Genomic DNA, 17,990 nt, shown 5'->3' on the forward strand with positions numbered 1-17,990 from the left:
GGCTTGTCGGAACGCCGCATCGCCCCGTTGGGCTGCGAAGCGGCCCAAAAACATCCGCGCCGATCTTCAGATACACCGCGTTCGTCGGATCTACGACTGCTGTGCAGCCGAACGGGGCGATGCGGCGTTCCGACAAGCCCCCTCGCCACAGGAATGTCCTTCACCCCTACAGTGGTGGGGCTTAGAACTTGTAACCCAGGCCAACCATGTAAATGAACGGGTCCACGTCCACGTTGACCTTGGCACGTGTGCCAGGTGCCAGCGAGTCGTTTTCGACTGTTGCGCGGGTGTCGATGTCGATGTAGCGCACCTGGGCGTTGAGCAGGATGTTGTCGGTGATCATGTAGTCAGCACCGACTTGAAACGCCAGGCCCCACGAGTTTTCAGCCTCGAAATTTCTCCAGCCCTTGGCTTGCGCTTCGCTGCCGACGTGTTCGTCATAAATCACGGTGTAGTTGATACCGGCGCCGAGGTACGGCTGGAAATCCGACTTCGAGTCCAGCGGGTAGTACACCACGCTCAAGGTCGGCGGCAGGTGTTTCAGGGTACCGAGTTTACCGTTGGCCGCAGAACCCAAGGCCGTGCCTTTGAGTTTCACATCATGCTCGAACGGGGTGGCCGCCAGCAGTTCGATGCCCCAGTGCGGGTCAATCATGTACGCGAAGTTCAAACCCAGTTGCGTGTCGCTGTCCATAGTGGCTTTGCCACCCAGGTTGGTGCCGGCCAGCGGGCCTTGGTCGACCTTGACGCTGGAACTGTCGGCTTTCGGGTTGACGGTAATGGCACCGGCACGAATGAGGATGTCGCCGGCCTCGAAGGCGTGGGCGAGCGGGGCTGTGAGCGCTAAGGCAAACAGCGAAGCGCTGAGCAAGGACTTGTGCATGGAGGGCTCCAAAGGACGTTAAAAATTTTCGATGTCCAATGGTACAAAGCGCTCTGATACGGTCTTTTGATTCAGCTCAATGAAACTGTAATCGGGCTGGGTATTGTGATGTTTTTGACGGCCTCTTCGCGAGCAAGCCCGCTCCCACATTTGAGTTGTGCATTAACGCAAAACGAATGTGGGAGCGGGCTTGCTCGCGAAGGCTATAGATCAAACACCACATGACTTCCGGATTCACTCCGGCAATTCATACACATAAATCTTGTCCGCCTCCATCTGATACCCGGCATCCGCCAGCTCGCTGGTCGACGCCTTGACCTGCATCGCCCCCTCGATCCAGTACGGCTGATACAGCTCATCCAGCTTCACGCCGACTTCGCTTTTCACATGCACGATCTGGTTCGACGGCGGAGGTGGCACGTGGATGCAGGCGCCGAAATACGGCACCAGCAGGAAATCCGTGGTCCGCCCGTCTTCACTCACTTCCAGCGGCACGATGTAGCCCGGCAGACGAATGTTCTGGCCATCCAGGCTGTTCACCACCGGCGCATTCGGCATGTCCTGTTTGGCGGCAGGGGCCGACTCGGCCGCCAGGGTGCTGCTCATCTGTGACAGGTCGTGCAGGGGCGTCATGTTCGGTACTTCCGGCGCGGCGTCCGGCGGGATCATTTCTGACCAGGTCAGGTCTTTCGGCTCGGCCGCCCACAGGGGCAAGGCGACCAGCATCAGCAGCGCGAGTACGGCGCGGGGCATGTTCAACGTCCTCATAGTCGGATCGACAGGCCATCGGCCAACGATTGGCGATACGCGCGCCAGGCCGGCACGCTGCCCATCAGCAAAGCGGCGATCAGGATGCCACCGAGCAGCGTCCATTCATACTCGCTCGGCCACGCCAGCGGCAGGTACAAGCCGTAATTGGCTTGCACATAACCCTGGGCGGCGGCGATGCCCACATACAGCAACGCCACGCCGGCAATCACTCCGGCCAACGCCAACGCAAACGCCTCCAGCACCAGCAAGGTCGCGATGTGCCACGGTCGGGCGCCCACCGAACGCAGAATAGCCATCTCGCGCCGACGTTCATTCAGGCTGGTGAGAATCGCCGTGAGCATGCCGATCAACCCGGTCAACACCACGAACAGCGAGACCACGAACAAGGCTTTTTCCGCCGTGCTCATCAGGCTCCACAACTCTTGCAGCGCCACGCCGGGGAGGATCGCCAGCATCGGCTCACCGCGGAATTCGTTGATCTCGCGTTGCACCGCAAACGTCGAAATCTTGCTGTTGAGGCCGAGCATGAACGCGGTGATCGCTTGCGGCGTGAGGTCCATGTTGCGCGCCTGATCGGCGCTGATCCGGCCTTCGCCCCGGGCCGGCACGCCGTTGTGCCAGTCGATGTGAATCGCTTCCATGCCGCCGAGGCTGATGTGCAACGTGCGGTCCACCGGGGTGCCGGTGCGCTTGAGAATGCCGACCACGGTGAACGGTTTGTCGTCGTGTTTGACCAGGCTGATCGCCGCGACGCCGTGGGCCAGCACCAGTTTGTCGCCGAGTTTGTAGTGCAGCGCGTCGGCGACTTCAGCACCGAGCACCACTTCGAACGGATCAGTGGCGAAGGCGCGGCCGTCGGCCAGTTCCAGGTGTTGCTGATGGCCGTACTGGTAATGCTCGAAGTAGGCCTCTGTGGTGCCCATCACCCGGTAACCGCGATGGGAATCGCCGAGGGACATCGGAATCGCCCACTTCACTTTCGGGTTGTTGGCGAAGTGTTCGAAGCTGTCCCAGCGGATGTTGTTGGTGGCATTGCCGATGCGGAACACCGAGTACAGCAACAGGTTCACCGAACCCGAACGTGCGCCGACGATCAGGTCGGTGCCGCTGATGGTGCTGGCAAAACTGGCTTTGGCTTCGGTGCGCACGCGCTCAACCGCCAACAGCAGGCACACCGACAGGGCGATGGCGAACGCGGTGAGAATCGCGGTGAAGCGCCGGTTAGCCAGACTGGCCATGGCTAGACGAAACAAATACATCTCAGACCTCGGACGGGGTGGCGGCGCGATTGAGTTCGGCCAGCGACAGGTTGCGATCGAACAGCGGCGCGAGGCTCTGGTCATGGCTGACAAACAACAGGCTCGACCCGGCTTCACGGCATTCGGCGAACAACAGGCGAATGAAGTTTTCCCGGGCGTCGTAATCCAGTGCTGACGTCGGTTCATCGGCGATGACCAGTTCCGGCTGGCCGATCAGTGCGCGTGCTGCGGCCACGCGTTGTTGCTGACCGATGGACAGCGAATCGGCGCGGCGGCTGAGGATGCCTTCGTCCTTCAAACCCAAGTGGGCGAGGAGGGTGGCCGCGGCCTGATCGACGCTGCCGTGGCGCTGTTTCGCCCGTTCGGCGCGCAGTTTGGAGAAGTGGCAGGGCAGTTCGACGTTCTCGCGCACCGACAGGAACGGCAGCAAATTGAACTGCTGGAAGATGTAGCCGGTGTGGTCGACGCGGAAGCGGTCGCGGGCGCCGGCACCGAGTTCGGTCAATTCCTGGCCGAGCAGGCGAATGCTGCCGCGATCAGGTTTCTGCACGCCACCGAGCAGGCCCAGCAGGGTGGTTTTGCCACTGCCGCTGGGGCCCTTGAGGAACAGGGTTTCACCAGGCTCCAGGCGAAACGCCGGGATGTCCAGCAACGGCGGGTGACCGGGCCAGCTGAAGCCCAGGTCGGACAGTTCGATGAGTGCTTGGGTCATGTAAAACCGGTCAGGTTGGTGGTGAACCCTGTGGGAGCGGGCTTGCTCGCGAATGGGGTGTGTCAGTCGACATCAATGTTGCATGACACAGCGCATTCGCGAGCAAGCCCGCTCCCACATTAGATTTTCAGTGAGCTCAGAACTTGAGGGCCGCGGCCTTCGCGGTCACTTCAACACCTTGCTGCCCGCTCGGGCCGATCAGTTGTACCTGAATTTTCTGGGTGGCCGGGAACGTGTTGAAGAGGGTCGCCAGGTCCAAGGTTTTCAGGGCGCCGGGAGCGGCGCAGGTGAATTGATAGTGCGCGTGGATTTCGCTGTGGTCGTGGTGATGTTCGTCCTTGGCATCTTCATCGTGATCATCGTCGGCGTCCGGCTTGTCACCGAACAGCGGGCTTTCCAGTTCCTGCATGGCGACCACGCAACCGGCGGCTTTCGGCAGATTAAACAGCGCCAGCGGCTTCTCCAGCTGCGCACGGACGGCGGCGACCTTGGCTTTGTCGGCATCCGTGGTGGCTGCGTGTTCGAAACCCACCAGGTTCATCGCCGGGCTTTCCAGTTCCAGCTCCAGGGTCTGGCCGTCCAGCGCTGCGTTCAAACGACCGACGCCATGTTCGTGGGCGCCGAGGCTGCCGTGCTCATGATCATGTTCATCGGCGGCGTGGGCGACGGCCAACGGCAACAAGGCAAACGGCAAAGCGAGCAGCAGACGACGCATGGCGGGGCTCCGGAAAGTAAAGTGAAGAGTTTGTTATGTAATCTTATAACGTAAGTGCGGGGAGTTTGACCGGCTACTTGGCGTTGCACAAGTCCCATGGGAGCATGCAGGTCAGAAATGTGCAGGAGCAGACCTATGTTGCGAATTCGCGGAAGCATCGGCGACTGGCCGGTGGATTTGACGCTGGAGATGGATGACGGCGACTGGGCGAAACTCGGCGCGCAGTTGCAGGTGAGCAAGCCGGAGGCCAGTGCTGCCTCGGCCAAACCGGCGACTCAGGATGAGGCGCTGTGGCAGATCGCCAAGGATTTGCTACGCAAGGCCGGGCAATTGAGCGGGCCGGATCTGCTCGATCAGCTGGAAGGGCTGACCGGCAGCGCGGCGTCGGGCAAACGCCTGTTGGTGCGCTTGCGCCATAGCGCCGATGTGAAAGTGTCGAGCGGCGGGGATACGCCGCTCTATAGCTGGATCGAGTCGGTTTAGTACAGCGCAGCAAACAGCTTGCGGCGGTACGTGGTCACCAACGGGTGGTCATTGCCCAGCAGTTCGAACACCTGCAGCAAGGTCTTGTGCGGCAAGCCTTCGCTGTAGCTGCGATTGCGGATGAACAGCTTGAGCAACGCATCCAGCGCCGCGTCGTATTGCTGGCGAGCCAGTTGCTGAATCGCCAGTTGATACACCGCTTCATCGTCCTGCGGGTCTTTCGCCAGGCGCGCTTTCAGGTCTGCCGCATCCGGCAAATCCTTGGCCTGACCGAGAAACTGGATCTGCGCCTTGGCGCCGGCCAGGGCCGCTTTGTGTTCATCGCTCTTGACTGCGTCGAGCACGGTTTGCGCTTCACCCAACTCGCCGCGCTCAGTGAGGCAACGGGCGTAGAGGATCAGTGCCTTGGCGTTAGTGTTGTCTTCGCCCAGCAGCACTGTGAGCACGGCTTCGGCGTCGGCGAAGCGGCTTTCGTCAAACAGCGCCTGAGCCTGTTCGAACGGATCAGCCGCGGCCGGTGGCGGCATTTGAACGTGCGGCTCAAGCATCGCCCGCACGGCGGATTCCGGTTGCGCACCGGCAAAGCCGTCGACCGGTTGACCGTCCTTGAACAGCACCACGGTTGGCAGGCTGCGAATGCCGAAACGGGCGACGATGTCTTGCTCCAGATCGCAGTTGACCTTGGCCAGCAGCAACTCGCCCTGATAACTCTCGGCGATGGTCTGCAGCAATGGCATCAGCCCTTTGCAGGGCGCACACCATTCGGCCCAGAAATCCACCAGTACCGGCTTGTGGAAAGAGTTCTCGATCACCGACTGGTCGAAATCAGCAGTCGTGGCGTCGAAGATGTACGGCGTTTCCTGACTCATGGGGGATCTCTTGGAAGCGTGAATGGGGCAACTATACGGCTTGGCGGGGGGTGGCCGGAAGCGGGGTGGCAGTTGGAGATGTGTTGTCTGGCAGGACGCCTTCGCGAGCGAGCCCGCTCCCACACTTGTTTTGTGCCGACCACAAAAGCGTGGTACGCCGCAGAGCCAATGTGGGAGCGGGCTTGCTCGCGAAGCTTTTAGCCGCGCCGCGCATGGTAAAGGCTCACATGCCGAAACTCTTCAGGCTCGGCCAGATCCGGCAGGGTCATCGCTTCCAGCATCTCGATGCGTCGATACAACGGGTGGCGGAAATCCCTTACACGCGAATCCGCCACCAGCGCCTCTTTGCCCCGAGTCAAAAACTCATCGAGCAACGGCAGGTTCGCCCGGTCGTAGAGCACGTCGGCGACCAGGATCAGATCAAAGCGGTCCGCCTCGGCGAAAAAGTCGGTCGAGTAGTTGAGCTGTACGTCATTGAGTTCGGCATTCGCCCGGCATGAGGCAATCGCCAGCGGGTCGAGGTCACAGGCCACCACTTCCAGCGCGCCGGCCTTCACGGCGGCAATCCCCGCCACACCCGAACCGGCACCGAAATCCAGCACCCGTTTGCCTTTGACCCACTCCGGGAATTCGGCGAGATAACGTGCGACCGCCAAACCACTGGCCCAGCAGAAACTCCAGTAGGGCGGTTCATGCAGGATCCGTCGTGTTTCCTCGGGGCTGAACGCGCGGTCCATGTTGTCGCCGTCGATCAGCCAGAGTTTCAGGTCGGTCTCGGGCAATGCGACAGGCACCAGCTGCGCATCGCCGAGCAGTTCACCCAAGGCCTGTTGCAGGTCGAACGGTGCAATCATGGCGCTTTGACGAATTGCAGCTGACCCAGGGCCTGCGTGGTGGGCTGGGAAATGAACTGCGACGGCAGATGCAAAATCAGCTGGCCGGACTGGCTGGCGCGGCCGCGCAGTTCAACGCGGGCACCGTTCGGGAACGATTCCGGGTTGAAGCGCAGGTGAAACGGCAGCGCTTGATTGGTGCCGATCAAGGTGGAACTGGCGAGCAATTGTTGCGGGCGATCCTTTTCGTCGATCACCAGCAGCGCCAGTTCGACCTCGGCGCCGGCCGGCACGCCTTGCAAGGTGCCGCTCAATTCACGCTGGTACGCGGGCAGCGGCCCAAGATTGGCCGACTCCTGGGCTTTTTTCTGCGCAGCCTGTGGGGCGGGCCCTGGCGTCGGCGGCTGGGGCTTGGGCGCATCGCTGCTGCAGGCCACCAGCAGGCTTAAAAGACTGAGCAAAACGAGCGGTCTTAAGGACATTTACGGCTCCAGCAAGGTGAAATCCATGGATCAAGCACTATAGGCGTCTGTATACCGTAAACCCTATGGCTTGTCTTGCCACCGGGATGCGCTACCATGGCCCTCCCTTTTTTTGTTGCCTGCCACCATGCACTGTCCCTTCTGCGGTGCCAACGACACCAAGGTCATCGACTCGCGTCTGGTCGCCGAGGGCGAACAGGTGCGCCGCCGGCGTGAATGCCTGGCCTGCGGCGAGCGTTTCACGACGTTCGAGACCGCCGAACTGGTGTTGCCGCGCCTGATCAAAACCGACGGCAGCCGTCAGCCCTTCGACGAAGAAAAACTGCGTGCCGGCATGCAGCGAGCGCTGGAGAAGCGCCCGGTAAGTGTCGAACGCCTCGAATCGTCGCTGGTTCACATCAAACACAAACTGCGCGCCACCGGCGAGCGAGAGGTCAAATCCCTCGTGGTCGGTGAACTGGTGATGGCTGAGCTGCAGAAGCTCGACGAAGTCGCCTATATCCGCTTCGCCTCCGTGTATCGCCGCTTCCAGGACCTCAACGAGTTCCGCGAAGAGATCGATCGCCTGGCCCGTGAGCCGGTGAAAGAATGAATACGCCCGCCGAACTCGCCATCCTCGACGCCCATTACATGGCCCGCGCGCTGGAACTGGCGCGCAAAGGCCATTACACGACGCACCCCAACCCTCGGGTGGGCTGCGTGATTGTGCGGGATGGGCAGATTGTCGGTGAAGGCTGGCACGTGCGCGCCGGTGAGCCGCATGCCGAAGTCCATGCCCTGCGCGCCGCGGGCGACAAGGCCCGTGGCGCCACGGCCTACGTGACCCTTGAACCGTGCAGCCACCACGGCCGCACGCCGCCCTGTGCCGATGCGCTGGTGAATGCCGGGGTCGCCCGGGTGGTCGCGGCGATGCAGGACCCGAACCCGGCAGTCGCCGGTCGCGGCCTGCAACGCCTGGCCCAGGCCGGAATTGCCACCGAAAGTGGTGTGCTGGAAGGCGAGGCGCGCAAGCTCAACCAAGGCTTCCTCAAGCGCATGGAACACGGCTTGCCGTTCGTGCGGGTCAAGTTGGCCATGAGCCTGGACGGTCGCACCGCCATGGAAAGTGGCGAAAGCCAATGGATCACCGGCCCGGCCGCACGCTCGGCGGTGCAACGCCTGCGCGCCCAGGCCAGCGTCGTACTGACCGGCGCCGACACGGTGTTGGCGGACAACGCCCGGTTGACCGTGCGCGCTGACGAATTAGGCCTGGATGCGGAGCAAACCGCTTTGGCCATGAGCCGTCCGCCGCTGCGCGTGCTGGTCGACGGTCGCCTGCGGGTTCCGCTGAATGCGCCGTTCTTCAAGGCCGGCCCGGCCTTGGTCGCCACCTGCGTGGCGGTCGAGGAGCAGTACGCCAATGGCCCGGAATGCCTGATCGTGCCCGGCATTGATGGTCAGGTCGATCTGCGCCAATTGCTGGTCGCGCTCGCCGCCCGTGACGTCAACGAGGTGCTGGTCGAAGCCGGTCCGCGTCTGGCCGGCGCTTTTGCGCAGCAAGGCCTGGTGGATGAATTCCAGATTTTCATCGCCGGCAAGTTCCTCGGCTCATCGGCGCGGCCGCTGCTCGACTGGCCGCTCGCGCAAATGAAGGATGCGCCCGAGCTTAAAATCACCGAAATTCGCGCGGTTGGCGATGACTGGCGGGTCACTGCCATTCCTTCGCCAGCCGCCAGCGTATAATTCCCGGCCATCGCTACAGCGCTGGCTTTGTTCTCGAGGAGAACCTCATGTTTACCGGCATCATCGAATCCATCGGCAGTATTCGTGCATTGACCCCAAAGGGCGGTGATGTGCGGGTCCACGTAGAAACCGGCAAGCTCGACCTGAGCGACGTCAAACTGGGCGACAGCATCGCGGTCAACGGCGTGTGCCTGACCGCGGTCGAGCTGCCGGGCAACGGCTTTGCCGCCGACGTCAGCCGCGAAACCCTCGACTGCACAGCGATGAACGACCTCAAGAGCGGCAGTCCGGTGAACCTGGAAAAAGCCCTGACCCCGACCACTCGCCTCGGCGGGCATCTGGTCAGCGGTCACGTCGATGGCGTGGGCGAAGTGGTTGCCCGTACCGAAAACGCGCGTGCCGTGGAATTCCGCATCCGCGCGCCGAAAGAACTGGCCAAGTACATCGCCCATAAAGGCTCGATCACCGTCGACGGCACCAGCCTGACCGTGAACGCAGTGGATGGCGCCGAGTTCTTGCTGACGATCATTCCCCACACCCTGAGCGAAACCATCATGGCGTCGTACCAGCCAGGTCGCCGGGTGAACCTGGAAGTCGACTTGCTGGCACGTTATCTGGAGCGGCTGTTGCTGGGCGACAAGGCCGCCGAGCCAACGGCCGGCAGCACCATTACCGAAAGCTTTCTGGTCCAAAACGGCTACCTCAAATCCTGAAGCTCAAATTTCAAAGAAAGGGGGTGCCTTGTGGCGCTCAATAGCATCGAAGAACTGGTTGAAGACATCCGCCAAGGCAAGATGGTCATCCTCATGGATGACGAAGACCGCGAGAACGAAGGCGACCTGATCATGGCCGCCGAGTGCTGCAAGCCCGAGCACATCAACTTCATGGCCAAGCACGCCCGTGGCCTGATCTGCATGCCGATGAGCCGCGAGCGCTGCGAACTGCTGAAGCTGCCATTGATGGCGCCACGCAACGGTTCAGGCTTCGGCACCAAGTTCACCGTGTCGATCGAAGCGGCTGAAGGCGTGACCACCGGCATCTCCGCCGCCGACCGCGCACGCACCGTGCAAGCGGCTGCCGCGAAAGACGCCAAGGCTGAAGACATCGTCAGCCCCGGCCACATCTTCCCGCTGATGGCCCAGGCCGGTGGCACCCTGGCCCGCGCCGGCCATACTGAAGCCGCTTGCGACCTGGCGCGCATGGCCGGTTTCGAGCCGAGCGGTGTGATCTGCGAAGTGATGAACGACGACGGCACCATGTCCCGTCGCGCCGAGCTGGAAGCTTTCGCCGCTGAACACGACATCAAGATCGGCACCATCGCCGACCTGATTCACTACCGGATGATCCACGAACGTACCGTTCAGCGGATTGCCGAGCAGCCACTGGACAGCGAACTGGGCCAATTCAACCTGGTGACCTATCGTGATTCCGTGGAAGGCGACGTGCACATGGCCCTGACCCTGGGCAACGTGTGTGCTGAAGAACCGACCCTGGTTCGCGTGCACAACATGGACCCGCTGCGCGACCTGCTGATGGTCAAGCAACCGGGCCGCTGGAGCCTGCGCGCCGCCATGGCTGCGGTTGCCGAGGCCGGCAGCGGTGTGGTGCTGTTGCTCGGTCACCCGCTCGATGGCGACGTGTTGCTGGCGCACATTCGCGAAACCGCCGACCAGGCGGCCGTGAAAAAACCGACCACCTACAGCATCGTTGGTGCCGGTTCGCAGATCCTTCGGGACCTGGGCGTACGCAAAATGCGCCTGATGAGTGCGCCAATGAAATTTAATGCGATATCCGGTTTCGATCTGGAAGTTGTAGAATACGTGCCCTCCGAATAATGACCGGTTGTTTCCAGTCCTTGATTCGCGGCTAACAAATCACTGAGGGACGCGTAGAAAGCGCGTCCCGGCTCTTTAAGAGATCTAACGAATGACCCTGAAGACCATCGAAGGTACCTTCATCGCCCCTAAAGGCCGCTACGCTTTGGTAGTGGGCCGTTTCAACAGCTTCGTCGTTGAAAGTCTGGTCAGCGGTGCAGTGGATGCCCTGGTTCGCCACGGCGTAAGCGAAAGCGACATCACCATCATCCGCGCACCTGGCGCCTTCGAAATTCCGCTGGTTGCGCAGAAAGTCGCTCAGAAAGGCGAATACGCGGCAATCATCGCCCTGGGCGCGGTCATTCGTGGCGGTACTCCGCACTTCGAATACGTGGCAGGCGAATGCACCAAGGGCCTGGCCCAGGTGTCCATGGAGTTCGGCGTTCCCGTCGCGTTCGGCGTGCTGACCGTTGATTCCATCGAGCAAGCCATCGAACGTTCCGGCACCAAGGCCGGTAACAAAGGTGCCGAAGCTGCCCTGTCCGCTCTGGAAATGGTCAGCCTGCTGGCGCAGTTGGAGGCCAAGTGATTAGCGACGATAGCGATCGTTTCAACCCGCGCGATCCAAAGCCTGCGGATGCCGGCAAGCCATCGAAAAGCGTCAAGCGTCGTGAAGCCCGTCAGCTCGCGACCCAGGCGCTGTACCAATGGCACATGGCCAAGCAGTCTTTGAACGAGATCGAAGCGCAGTTCCGGGTCGATAACGATTTCAGTGATGTCGACGGTGCCTACTTCCGCGAAATCCTTCACGGGGTTCCGGCGCAGAAGGACAAGATCGATGCAGCCCTGACGCCTTGCCTGGACATCACCATCGACGAGCTGGACCCGGTTGAACTGGCCGTTCTGCGCCTGTCCACCTGGGAGCTGCTCGAGCGTGTCGACGTTCCTTACCGCGTTGTGATCAACGAAGGTATCGAGCTGGCGAAAGTCTTCGGTTCCACCGACGGCCACAAGTTCGTCAACGGTGTACTCGACAAGCTGGCCCCGCGTCTGCGTGAAGCTGAAGTCAAGGCGTTCAAGCGCTGATTTGCGCTTGATATCGCGATGGGCGAGTTTGAGCTGATCCGCAATTTCTTCGCCGCCGCGCCCTGTGCGCAAGGCGGCGAAGGCGTTGCCCTCGGGATCGGCGATGACTGCGCCTTGCTGGCTGTTCCCCCCGGGGAGCAGTTGGCCATTTCCACCGACACCCTGGTGGCCGGTGTGCATTTCGCAGACCCCTGCGACCCGTTTCTGCTCGGTCAGCGCTCGCTGGCTGTGGCCGTCAGTGATCTGGCTGCCATGGGCGCCACCCCTGTTGCCTTTACCCTTGCCCTGACCTTGCCGACGGTGACCGCCGATTGGCTGGCGGCGTATTCCCGTGGTTTGAACCTCATGGCGCAACGCTGCGGCGTCGCGCTGGTGGGCGGCGATACTACCCGTGGGCCGCTGAGCCTGACCATGACCGTGTTCGGTCGTGTGCCGGCCGCTCAGGCGCTGACCCGTAGCGGCGCGCAGCCCGGCGATTTGTTGTGCGTGGGTGGTGAACTGGGCAATGCAGCCGGGGCTTTGCCACTGGTGTTGGGGCAGCGAACGGCTGACGCAACTGTTGCCGAACCGCTGCTGGCGCATTACTGGTCACCGCGGCCGCAACTGGCGTTGGGTCAGGCATTGCGTGGTAAAGCCACCTCGGCGTTGGACATCTCTGACGGCCTGCTCGCCGACTGCGGCCACATCGCACTGGCGTCGAAGGTCGGCATTCAGCTCGAGCGGAGTAAGCTGCCTGTGTCAGCGGCGTTAGTGGCTTTCCTCGGTCAATCCGCAGCCGAAACCGCAGCCCTCAGCGGCGGCGACGATTATGTCCTCGCCTTCACCCTACCGTCCGTCGAGTTGCCGGCATTGCTGGCAGACGGCTGGCCGATCCATGTGGTCGGACGTGTAGTGACGGGGCAGGGCGTGGCGCTGCTGGATGCCGACGGACAAGACATCACCCCGCAAACCCGGGGCTATCAACATTTTCGGGAGACACCGTGACAGATCATCCCAAACAGGTCCCGGCGGAGTTTGTTCCGCCCTCGGTCTGGCGCAATCCCTGGCATTTCCTGGCGTTCGGCTTCGGCTCGGGGACCCTGCCAAAGGCACCGGGCACCTGGGGTTCGTTAGTTGCGCTACCCTTTATCCCGTTGTGGCAAATGATGCCCGATTGGGCCTACTGGCTGATGCTGGGCATCACCATGCTGTTCGGCTTCTGGCTGTGCGGCAAAGTGGCCGACGATTTGCGCGTGCACGACCACGAGGGCATCGTCTGGGACGAAATGGTCGGGATGTGGATCACCTTGTGGCTGGTGCCGGAAGGTTGGTACTGGTTGTTGGCGGGTTTCCTGATGTTCCGCTTCTTCGACATTCTCAAGCCCTGGCCGATTCGCTGGATCGACCGGCATGTGCATGGCGGCGTCGGGATCATGCTCGACGACGTGCTGGCCGGTGTATTTGCGTGGTTGGCAATGCAAGGGCTGGTAAGGATTTTCGCCTGACGGGCGAAGCAGGGGACTGGGATGGTTCGGCGCTGGTTGGCGGTGGTTTTTGCAATGGTTTGCTCACTCGCCCAGGCGGGGGATGCCGCGCCGACGCCGTCCGTGATTCATCTGGCCAGCGAAGAATGGGAAGACTACACCGCCGCTGACGGGCATGGCCTGGGCTGGGACGTGATGCGAGCCATCTTCGAACCGGCCGGGGTCAAGCTCGACTTCCGCACCGAACCTTACACCCGCGCCGTGGGCCTGGCCCAGCGCGGCGAAGTGGATGCCTGTGTCGGTTCTTACCGTGACGAGGCCAGCGATGTGCTTTATCCACGCTGGAATTACGATACCGATCACATCTACGCCCTGGGCCTGGCGAGTAATCCGGCACCGAACCCAAAGACGCTCGGCAGCTATCGACTGGCCTGGGTCCGTGGTTACGAGTTCCAGAAATACCTGCCCAACGTGCAGCGCTATAACGAGGTCGTGCGACGCACCGGCATTTTGTCGATGCTGACCCACAACCGCGCCGATTTTTACATCGACGCGCTGACGGAGATCGATTACATCGTCAAACGGGCCAAGGATCCTGCCGTGTTCCGTCGAACGCCTATCGCTGAATTGCCGTTGTACCTGTGTTTCGCCAATACGCCCAAGGCCCGGACGTTGATGGCGTTGTTCGATCAGCGCATGGACCTGTTGGTAAAAAACGGCACACTGAAACCCATCTTCGAACGCTGGAAACAGCCTTACCCGTTCGACGCGAACTGAACACGGACCCTGTAGCACACCGGGCGTCAGTGGCCTGAGATCTAACATTTTGATCGTTATGCCCCATAATTCAGCCTAAGCGTCTGTAGGAACCTGCTGTTACAATGCCGCGTCTGCGAATCTCCAGTACTTATTGATCAGGAGCACACCGGTGCCTGTCGTTTTTGTCGCCGCTTCCAAGCTGCCAACGCCTTTTGCGCAATTCACCATGCACGGCTTTCTCGATGAAGAAAACGGGCGCGAGCACGTTGTGCTGAGCCTGGGTGACTTCGCCGACGGTGCCCCGGTACTCGGCCGGTTGCACTCCGAATGCCTGACGGGCGATGCCTTGTTCAGCCAGCGTTGCGACTGCGGCTCACAACTCGAAGCCGCGTTGCAGGCCATCGCCCGTGAAGGCCGTGGCGTGTTGCTGTACTTGCGTCAGGAAGGCCGTGGCATTGGCCTGCTGAACAAGATCCGCGCCTATGAGTTGCAGGACGGCGGCGCCGACACCGTTGAAGCCAACGAGCGCCTGGGCTTTGCTGCCGACCAGCGCGACTACGCCATGTGCCTGCCGATGCTGGAGCACCTGGGCGTGAAATCCCTGCGCCTGATGACCAACAACCCGCGCAAGGTCAAAGCCTTGACCGACATGGGCATCGTGGTCGCCGAGCGCGTGCCGCTGCACACCGGTCACAACCCGCACAACAAACTCTACCTGGCGACCAAGGCCAGCAAGCTCGACCACATGATGGGCAACGAGCATCAGGGCGAGGCGGATCGGGCGTGACCCGCGGTCAGGTACGGCGGCGGTTGTCGTTCAGTTGGTGGCAATACCTGGCGCTGGCCTTGTTGCCGCTGTTCGTGATCAATGGTGTGTTCGGCCAGGGCGAGGCGATCCTGCCGGTGCTGGCGATGCCGTTGTTCATTGCGGGTGTGGCGTCGATGTTTGTCAGCCTGAAATTTTTCCGTGGCTACAAGCACGCGCTAATCGCCACGCAAAAAGCCCTCGATACACCTGAAGAACCCGCTGCCTGGATCGTCCTCGCCGCCAAGCGACGTACCGCGTTCCTGGCGGCTGCCTTGCCGGCCTGGATTGGTGCGCTGGCGGTGTTCGTCGGCCTCGAAGCCGTACCGTTGGTGCTGCTGGCGCTGTCAACCGCGGTGCTGTTCTACCTCTACCGTATTCCGCGTCAACTCGGCTGATGCGTCGGGCCTGGCTGGCGGTTTTACTGTTGGCCGCCAGCGGCTCGGCGGCTGCCGTCGAACGGGTCGTCAGCCTGGCGCCGTCCCTCTCTGAAATCGTGGTTGAACTGGGTTCAGCCGACCTGCTGGTCGGGGTGCTGGACGCCGGTGAGCGTCCTTCCGAGCTCAAAAACCTTCCTTCGGTTGGCCGCTATGGTCAATTGGACATGGAGCGTTTGCTCAGTCTCAAACCCGATTTGCTGCTGCTCTGGCCGGGCAGCGTTGGCCCGGCTCAACGTGAGCAGCTCAAGCGCTTGAACATTCCCACCTTCGTCGCCGAACCCCACACCCTCGACCAACTCGCGGCACAAGTCGAAGCCATTGCCACGCAACTCGGCCGGCCCGAACGGGGCGTGACGTTGGCGACCGACCTGCGGCAAAAACTGGATAACCTGCGTCAGCGCTATCGACGGGATGAGCCGTTGCGGGTGTTTTATCAGGTCTGGGATCGGCCGCTGTACACCGTGGGTGGCGGGCAGATCATCAGTGATGCGCTGGAAGTCTGTGGGGCGCGCAACGTGTTTGCCGACCAGACATTGCCGGCGCCGCAGATCAGTATCGAGGCGGTGTTGCAGCGTAATCCCGAGGTGATCCTGGCCAGTGATCAGGCCCAGCTCGAGGCGTGGAAGGCGTGGCCGCAGGTGGCGGCGGTGGCGCGGGGGCAATTGCTGCTGGTTACGGACAAGGGGCTGGAGCGGCCGAGTGGGCAGATGGTCGAGGCGACGGCCAAGCTTTGCCAGCTTATTGCACCAGACCAGTGATACCGAGGTGCCTGCTTCGCGAGCAAGCCCGCTCCCACATTAAATGGTGTTCAGACATCCAGTTTGTGTGCAACGCAGATCCAATGTGGGAGCGGGCTTGCTCGCGAAGAGGCCAGCCCAAGCACCACAAATTTCAGATCAGATCCCGGGTGTCCAGGTCACCCCGAACATCAACGCCCGACCTTCCTCGCGATACCCATACTCACTGCCATCATGGCTATACAGCGCCCGGCTATAGCCTTTATCCAGCAGGTTATCGAGCTTCAGCTCCAGCTTGATCTCACGGTCGAGCGCCCAGCTACTGCGCAACCCCAACAAGGCGTAACCCCCCAACGGCTGTTGATTGTTCAGGTCGTCATAGCTGCTGCTGACCGCTTGCCAACTGGCACCAAGGCCCAGGCGATCAAATTGTCGATCCAGGTCCAGGCTCAATGTCCGCCGTGCACGACGGGCCAGGGTATGGCCGGTATCGCGGTCGCGCGGGTCGATGATCGCCACGCCAAGGTTGCTCTGCCAGCCGAACAGTTCCTGCTTCAGTGCAGCTTCGAAACCGTTGATCCGCGCCGACGCCACGTTCTCTGGCCGCGAGTTGCTGCCAAAAATAATCGCGTCTTCAAGGTCGGTGCGGTACAGCGACGCTTCCAGGCGACTGTTTTCAGTCAGCTGGCTGCGCCATTGCAGTTCATAGCTTTTCGACGTTTCAGGTTTCAAATCCGGGTTGCTGAAGTCTGGGTAGTACAGGTCATTGAAAGTCGGTGCACGGAAGCCTTCGCTGTAGGTCAGCAGCACGTCGTTGTCCGGGTTCACCGGCAAGGTGAGGGTGCCACTCCAGCTGTCCTGGCCGCCAAACTGCTGGTTGTCGTCGTGGCGCAGGCCCAGCTCAGTGGAGAAACTGTCCGCCCGATAGCGATGCTGGATAAATGCCGCGCGGTTCCAGCGGCTGTCTTCATCAAATGCTGTGCTGCTGTTGATCCGGTCTTCGTACCAGTCGCCGCCCAGGAGCAGGCTATTGCGGTCGTTGAGCGTCAGGTCGTTCTGCCAGTTCACCGAGTCGCGGTAGGTGTTGAAGACGCTGCGTTCATCGCTGAGCTTGTCGAGGGTCTTCTCGCGGTTTTCGCTGTGGCCGAATTCGACGCGGGTCTTCCAGACATCGTTGACCCGCGCATCGACGTAACTGCTGACGCTGCTCACCTCGAAATCGCTGTAAGGCTGCTGCTGCACGGACTCGAAGGTGGTCGTGTCGAAGCGCCCGAACGGGTTGTCGAACTCGCTTTTGCCCCGGTTATCCAGCACGTTTGCGCCGATTTCCAGGTCATCGGTCAGCGCGTGACTGACGCTGAAACTGACCGATTGGTTGCGGTATTCATCGTGATCGCTGTCGCTGGGGTACGACTCGTGCGTACGATTGATCCCGGCAGTTTCATTGAGGCTGGCGCCGAGGTTGAAGCGGGTTTTGTCGTCGCCGCCGGACAGCCCAAGACTGCGCTCCCAGGTCTGGTTGCTGCCAAATCCCACATGCATCCGCGCTTGCAGGCCTTGCTCGTCGCCACGGCGGGTGAAGATCTGAATCACCCCGCCAATCGCATCGCTGCCATAAATCACCGAACGGGAGCCGCGCAACACTTCCACGCGCTCGACCTGTTCGATGTTGATGTGCTGCAGGTTACTGTCGCCCGAGGTCGAATTGCCGATGCGCTGGCCATCAACCAGTACGAGGCTTTGCGCCGACTGGGTGCCGCGAATGTAAACCCCCGGCAGACTGCCGCGCCCACCGGTCTGCGCGACTTGCACGCCCGGCACCCGGTTGAGCAGGTCGGTGACGCTGTTTGGTTGCAGGCGGTCGATGTCTTCGCGGGTGAACACCGTGTTGGCGGCGCTGCTGTCGTTGCGCGCTTCGACCTGACGGTTGGCGGTGATCAGCACGTCGGGCAGTTTCAACGCTTGATCGCGTTCGAAGGTGTCGGCCAGCAGTTGACCGGCTGGCAACAGGGTCAGCGTCAGGGCGAAGGGGGAGAGTTTCATCGGTAGTCCGTTGGATCGTTCTTGCGAACACAATTTTGATAGGTCCACAAAACACTGTGGGAGCGGGCTTGCCCGCGAAGGCGTCGGCACAATCAACATTGATGTTGGATGTGA

22 protein-coding genes are annotated in these 17,990 nt (G+C 61.6%); 13 read left to right on the plus strand and 9 right to left on the minus strand.

What is annotated here, in order from left to right; genetic code table 11:
• Window positions 1-181 precede the first annotated feature (181 nt).
• From BK660_RS11380 to BK660_RS11400, 5 genes are all read right to left on the minus strand, one after another.
• Window positions 182-883, minus strand: coding sequence for an OmpW/AlkL family protein (locus tag BK660_RS11380; RefSeq protein WP_123433371.1), 702 nt, complete (start codon window positions 881-883; stop codon window positions 182-184).
• Window positions 884-1,117: 234 nt separating this feature from the next.
• Complete coding sequence (locus BK660_RS11385) at window positions 1,118-1,636, minus strand: DUF3299 domain-containing protein (protein WP_123433372.1); 519 nt, start codon at window positions 1,634-1,636, stop codon at window positions 1,118-1,120.
• Between the two features lie 11 nt (window positions 1,637-1,647).
• Window positions 1,648-2,913: an ABC transporter permease gene (locus BK660_RS11390; protein WP_123433373.1), complete on the minus strand. Its 1,266-nt coding sequence runs from the start codon at window positions 2,911-2,913 to the stop codon at window positions 1,648-1,650.
• 1 nt (window position 2,914) lies between these two features.
• Window positions 2,915-3,625, minus strand: a complete 711-nt coding sequence (locus BK660_RS11395) for an ABC transporter ATP-binding protein (RefSeq protein ID WP_123433374.1) — start codon at window positions 3,623-3,625, stop codon at window positions 2,915-2,917.
• Window positions 3,626-3,761: 136 nt separating this feature from the next.
• On the minus strand, window positions 3,762-4,340 hold the full coding sequence (locus BK660_RS11400; protein WP_123433375.1) for a DUF2796 domain-containing protein: 579 nt from the start codon (window positions 4,338-4,340) through the stop codon (window positions 3,762-3,764).
• Window positions 4,341-4,475: 135 nt separating this feature from the next.
• Between BK660_RS11400 and BK660_RS11405 the strand changes: the two genes are divergently transcribed.
• A complete protein-coding gene (locus BK660_RS11405; protein ID WP_123433376.1) occupies window positions 4,476-4,823 on the plus strand; it encodes a hypothetical protein in 348 nt (115 codons plus the stop codon).
• Here the strand turns inward: BK660_RS11405 and trxA are convergent.
• The 3 genes from trxA to BK660_RS11420 form a co-directional block, all read right to left on the minus strand.
• Entirely contained in the window at window positions 4,820-5,692 is an 873-nt protein-coding gene (gene trxA / locus BK660_RS11410; protein ID WP_123433377.1) for a thioredoxin, read from the minus strand. The genes BK660_RS11405 and trxA overlap by 4 nt on opposite strands.
• A 197-nt stretch (window positions 5,693-5,889) precedes the next feature.
• Complete coding sequence (locus BK660_RS11415; protein ID WP_123433378.1) at window positions 5,890-6,546, minus strand: class I SAM-dependent methyltransferase; 657 nt, start codon at window positions 6,544-6,546, stop codon at window positions 5,890-5,892.
• Window positions 6,543-7,007 carry a YbaY family lipoprotein gene (locus tag BK660_RS11420; protein WP_123433379.1) on the minus strand — a complete coding sequence of 155 codons (465 nt, stop codon included), beginning with the start codon at window positions 7,005-7,007 and terminating at the stop codon, window positions 6,543-6,545. Before BK660_RS11420 ends, BK660_RS11415 begins: the two co-directional genes overlap by 4 nt.
• A 127-nt stretch (window positions 7,008-7,134) precedes the next feature.
• Between BK660_RS11420 and nrdR the strand changes: the two genes are divergently transcribed.
• The 12 genes from nrdR (at window position 7,135) to BK660_RS11480 (ending at window position 15,854) form a co-directional block, all read left to right on the plus strand.
• On the plus strand, window positions 7,135-7,599 hold the full coding sequence (nrdR, locus tag BK660_RS11425) for a transcriptional regulator NrdR (RefSeq protein WP_003228656.1): 465 nt from the start codon (window positions 7,135-7,137) through the stop codon (window positions 7,597-7,599).
• Window positions 7,596-8,729 (plus strand): bifunctional diaminohydroxyphosphoribosylaminopyrimidine deaminase/5-amino-6-(5-phosphoribosylamino)uracil reductase RibD, encoded by a 1,134-nt coding sequence (ribD, locus tag BK660_RS11430; RefSeq protein ID WP_123433380.1) that lies wholly within the window; start codon window positions 7,596-7,598, stop codon window positions 8,727-8,729. Before nrdR ends, ribD begins: the two co-directional genes overlap by 4 nt.
• 47 nt (window positions 8,730-8,776) lie before the next feature.
• Window positions 8,777-9,442: a riboflavin synthase gene (locus tag BK660_RS11435; protein ID WP_123433381.1), complete on the plus strand. Its 666-nt coding sequence runs from the start codon at window positions 8,777-8,779 to the stop codon at window positions 9,440-9,442.
• Window positions 9,443-9,472: 30 nt separating this feature from the next.
• Window positions 9,473-10,564 carry a bifunctional 3,4-dihydroxy-2-butanone-4-phosphate synthase/GTP cyclohydrolase II gene (gene ribBA / locus BK660_RS11440; protein WP_123433382.1) on the plus strand — a complete coding sequence of 364 codons (1,092 nt, stop codon included), beginning with the start codon at window positions 9,473-9,475 and terminating at the stop codon, window positions 10,562-10,564.
• 91 nt (window positions 10,565-10,655) lie between these two features.
• A complete protein-coding gene (gene ribH, locus BK660_RS11445) occupies window positions 10,656-11,132 on the plus strand; it encodes a 6,7-dimethyl-8-ribityllumazine synthase (protein ID WP_003185938.1) in 477 nt (158 codons plus the stop codon).
• Entirely contained in the window at window positions 11,129-11,629 is a 501-nt protein-coding gene (nusB, locus tag BK660_RS11450; protein WP_123433383.1) for a transcription antitermination factor NusB, read from the plus strand. The genes ribH and nusB overlap by 4 nt, the downstream gene beginning before the upstream one ends.
• 18 nt (window positions 11,630-11,647) lie before the next feature.
• A complete protein-coding gene (gene thiL / locus BK660_RS11455) occupies window positions 11,648-12,613 on the plus strand; it encodes a thiamine-phosphate kinase (protein ID WP_123433384.1) in 966 nt (321 codons plus the stop codon).
• Entirely contained in the window at window positions 12,610-13,113 is a 504-nt protein-coding gene (locus BK660_RS11460) for a phosphatidylglycerophosphatase A family protein (protein ID WP_123433385.1), read from the plus strand. Before thiL ends, BK660_RS11460 begins: the two co-directional genes overlap by 4 nt.
• A 21-nt stretch (window positions 13,114-13,134) precedes the next feature.
• Window positions 13,135-13,869, plus strand: coding sequence for a substrate-binding periplasmic protein (locus tag BK660_RS11465; protein WP_123433386.1), 735 nt, complete (start codon window positions 13,135-13,137; stop codon window positions 13,867-13,869).
• A gap of 151 nt (window positions 13,870-14,020) precedes the next feature.
• The gene (gene ribA, locus BK660_RS11470; RefSeq protein ID WP_123433387.1) at window positions 14,021-14,638 is read left to right on the plus strand and encodes a GTP cyclohydrolase II; all 618 of its coding nucleotides are present in this window, start codon (window positions 14,021-14,023) and stop codon (window positions 14,636-14,638) included.
• Window positions 14,635-15,054 (plus strand): MFS transporter, encoded by a 420-nt coding sequence (locus tag BK660_RS11475; RefSeq protein ID WP_123433388.1) that lies wholly within the window; start codon window positions 14,635-14,637, stop codon window positions 15,052-15,054. The genes ribA and BK660_RS11475 overlap by 4 nt, the downstream gene beginning before the upstream one ends.
• On the plus strand, window positions 15,054-15,854 hold the full coding sequence (locus tag BK660_RS11480) for a cobalamin-binding protein (RefSeq protein WP_123433389.1): 801 nt from the start codon (window positions 15,054-15,056) through the stop codon (window positions 15,852-15,854). The genes BK660_RS11475 and BK660_RS11480 overlap by 1 nt, the downstream gene beginning before the upstream one ends.
• 138 nt (window positions 15,855-15,992) lie before the next feature.
• On the opposite strand, the gene BK660_RS11485 is transcribed toward BK660_RS11480, so the two are convergent.
• Window positions 15,993-17,876, minus strand: coding sequence for a TonB-dependent receptor domain-containing protein (locus BK660_RS11485; RefSeq protein WP_123433390.1), 1,884 nt, complete (start codon window positions 17,874-17,876; stop codon window positions 15,993-15,995).
• Window positions 17,877-17,990 lie beyond the last annotated feature (114 nt).

It is taken from the genome of Pseudomonas brassicacearum, from assembly GCF_003732265.1.
GTDB classification, from domain to species: Bacteria; Pseudomonadota; Gammaproteobacteria; order Pseudomonadales; family Pseudomonadaceae; genus Aquipseudomonas; species Aquipseudomonas brassicacearum_D.

Bases quoted from the DNA above. Each gene is read 5' to 3' on its own strand.
- BK660_RS11390 (WP_123433373.1), bottom strand. From the start codon at position 2,913: ATGTATTTGTTTCGTCTAGCCATGGCCAGTCTGGCTAACCGGCGCTTC.
- BK660_RS11400 (WP_123433375.1), bottom strand. From the start codon at position 4,340: ATGCGTCGTCTGCTGCTCGCTTTGCCGTTTGCCTTGTTGCCGTTGGCC.
- nrdR (WP_003228656.1), top strand. From the start codon at position 7,135: ATGCACTGTCCCTTCTGCGGTGCCAACGACACCAAGGTCATCGACTCG.
- BK660_RS11395 (WP_123433374.1), bottom strand. From the start codon at position 3,625: ATGACCCAAGCACTCATCGAACTGTCCGACCTGGGCTTCAGCTGGCCC.
- trxA (WP_123433377.1), bottom strand. From the start codon at position 5,692: ATGAGTCAGGAAACGCCGTACATCTTCGACGCCACGACTGCTGATTTC.
- BK660_RS11405 (WP_123433376.1), top strand. From the start codon at position 4,476: ATGTTGCGAATTCGCGGAAGCATCGGCGACTGGCCGGTGGATTTGACG.
- BK660_RS11480 (WP_123433389.1), top strand. From the start codon at position 15,054: ATGCGTCGGGCCTGGCTGGCGGTTTTACTGTTGGCCGCCAGCGGCTCG.
- thiL (WP_123433384.1), top strand. From the start codon at position 11,648: ATGGGCGAGTTTGAGCTGATCCGCAATTTCTTCGCCGCCGCGCCCTGT.
- BK660_RS11465 (WP_123433386.1), top strand. From the start codon at position 13,135: ATGGTTCGGCGCTGGTTGGCGGTGGTTTTTGCAATGGTTTGCTCACTC.
- BK660_RS11385 (WP_123433372.1), bottom strand. From the start codon at position 1,636: ATGCCCCGCGCCGTACTCGCGCTGCTGATGCTGGTCGCCTTGCCCCTG.
- BK660_RS11485 (WP_123433390.1), bottom strand. From the start codon at position 17,876: ATGAAACTCTCCCCCTTCGCCCTGACGCTGACCCTGTTGCCAGCCGGT.
- ribH (WP_003185938.1), top strand. From the start codon at position 10,656: ATGACCCTGAAGACCATCGAAGGTACCTTCATCGCCCCTAAAGGCCGC.
- BK660_RS11435 (WP_123433381.1), top strand. From the start codon at position 8,777: ATGTTTACCGGCATCATCGAATCCATCGGCAGTATTCGTGCATTGACC.
- BK660_RS11420 (WP_123433379.1), bottom strand. From the start codon at position 7,007: ATGTCCTTAAGACCGCTCGTTTTGCTCAGTCTTTTAAGCCTGCTGGTG.
- BK660_RS11380 (WP_123433371.1), bottom strand. From the start codon at position 883: ATGCACAAGTCCTTGCTCAGCGCTTCGCTGTTTGCCTTAGCGCTCACA.
- BK660_RS11415 (WP_123433378.1), bottom strand. From the start codon at position 6,546: ATGATTGCACCGTTCGACCTGCAACAGGCCTTGGGTGAACTGCTCGGC.
- ribD (WP_123433380.1), top strand. From the start codon at position 7,596: ATGAATACGCCCGCCGAACTCGCCATCCTCGACGCCCATTACATGGCC.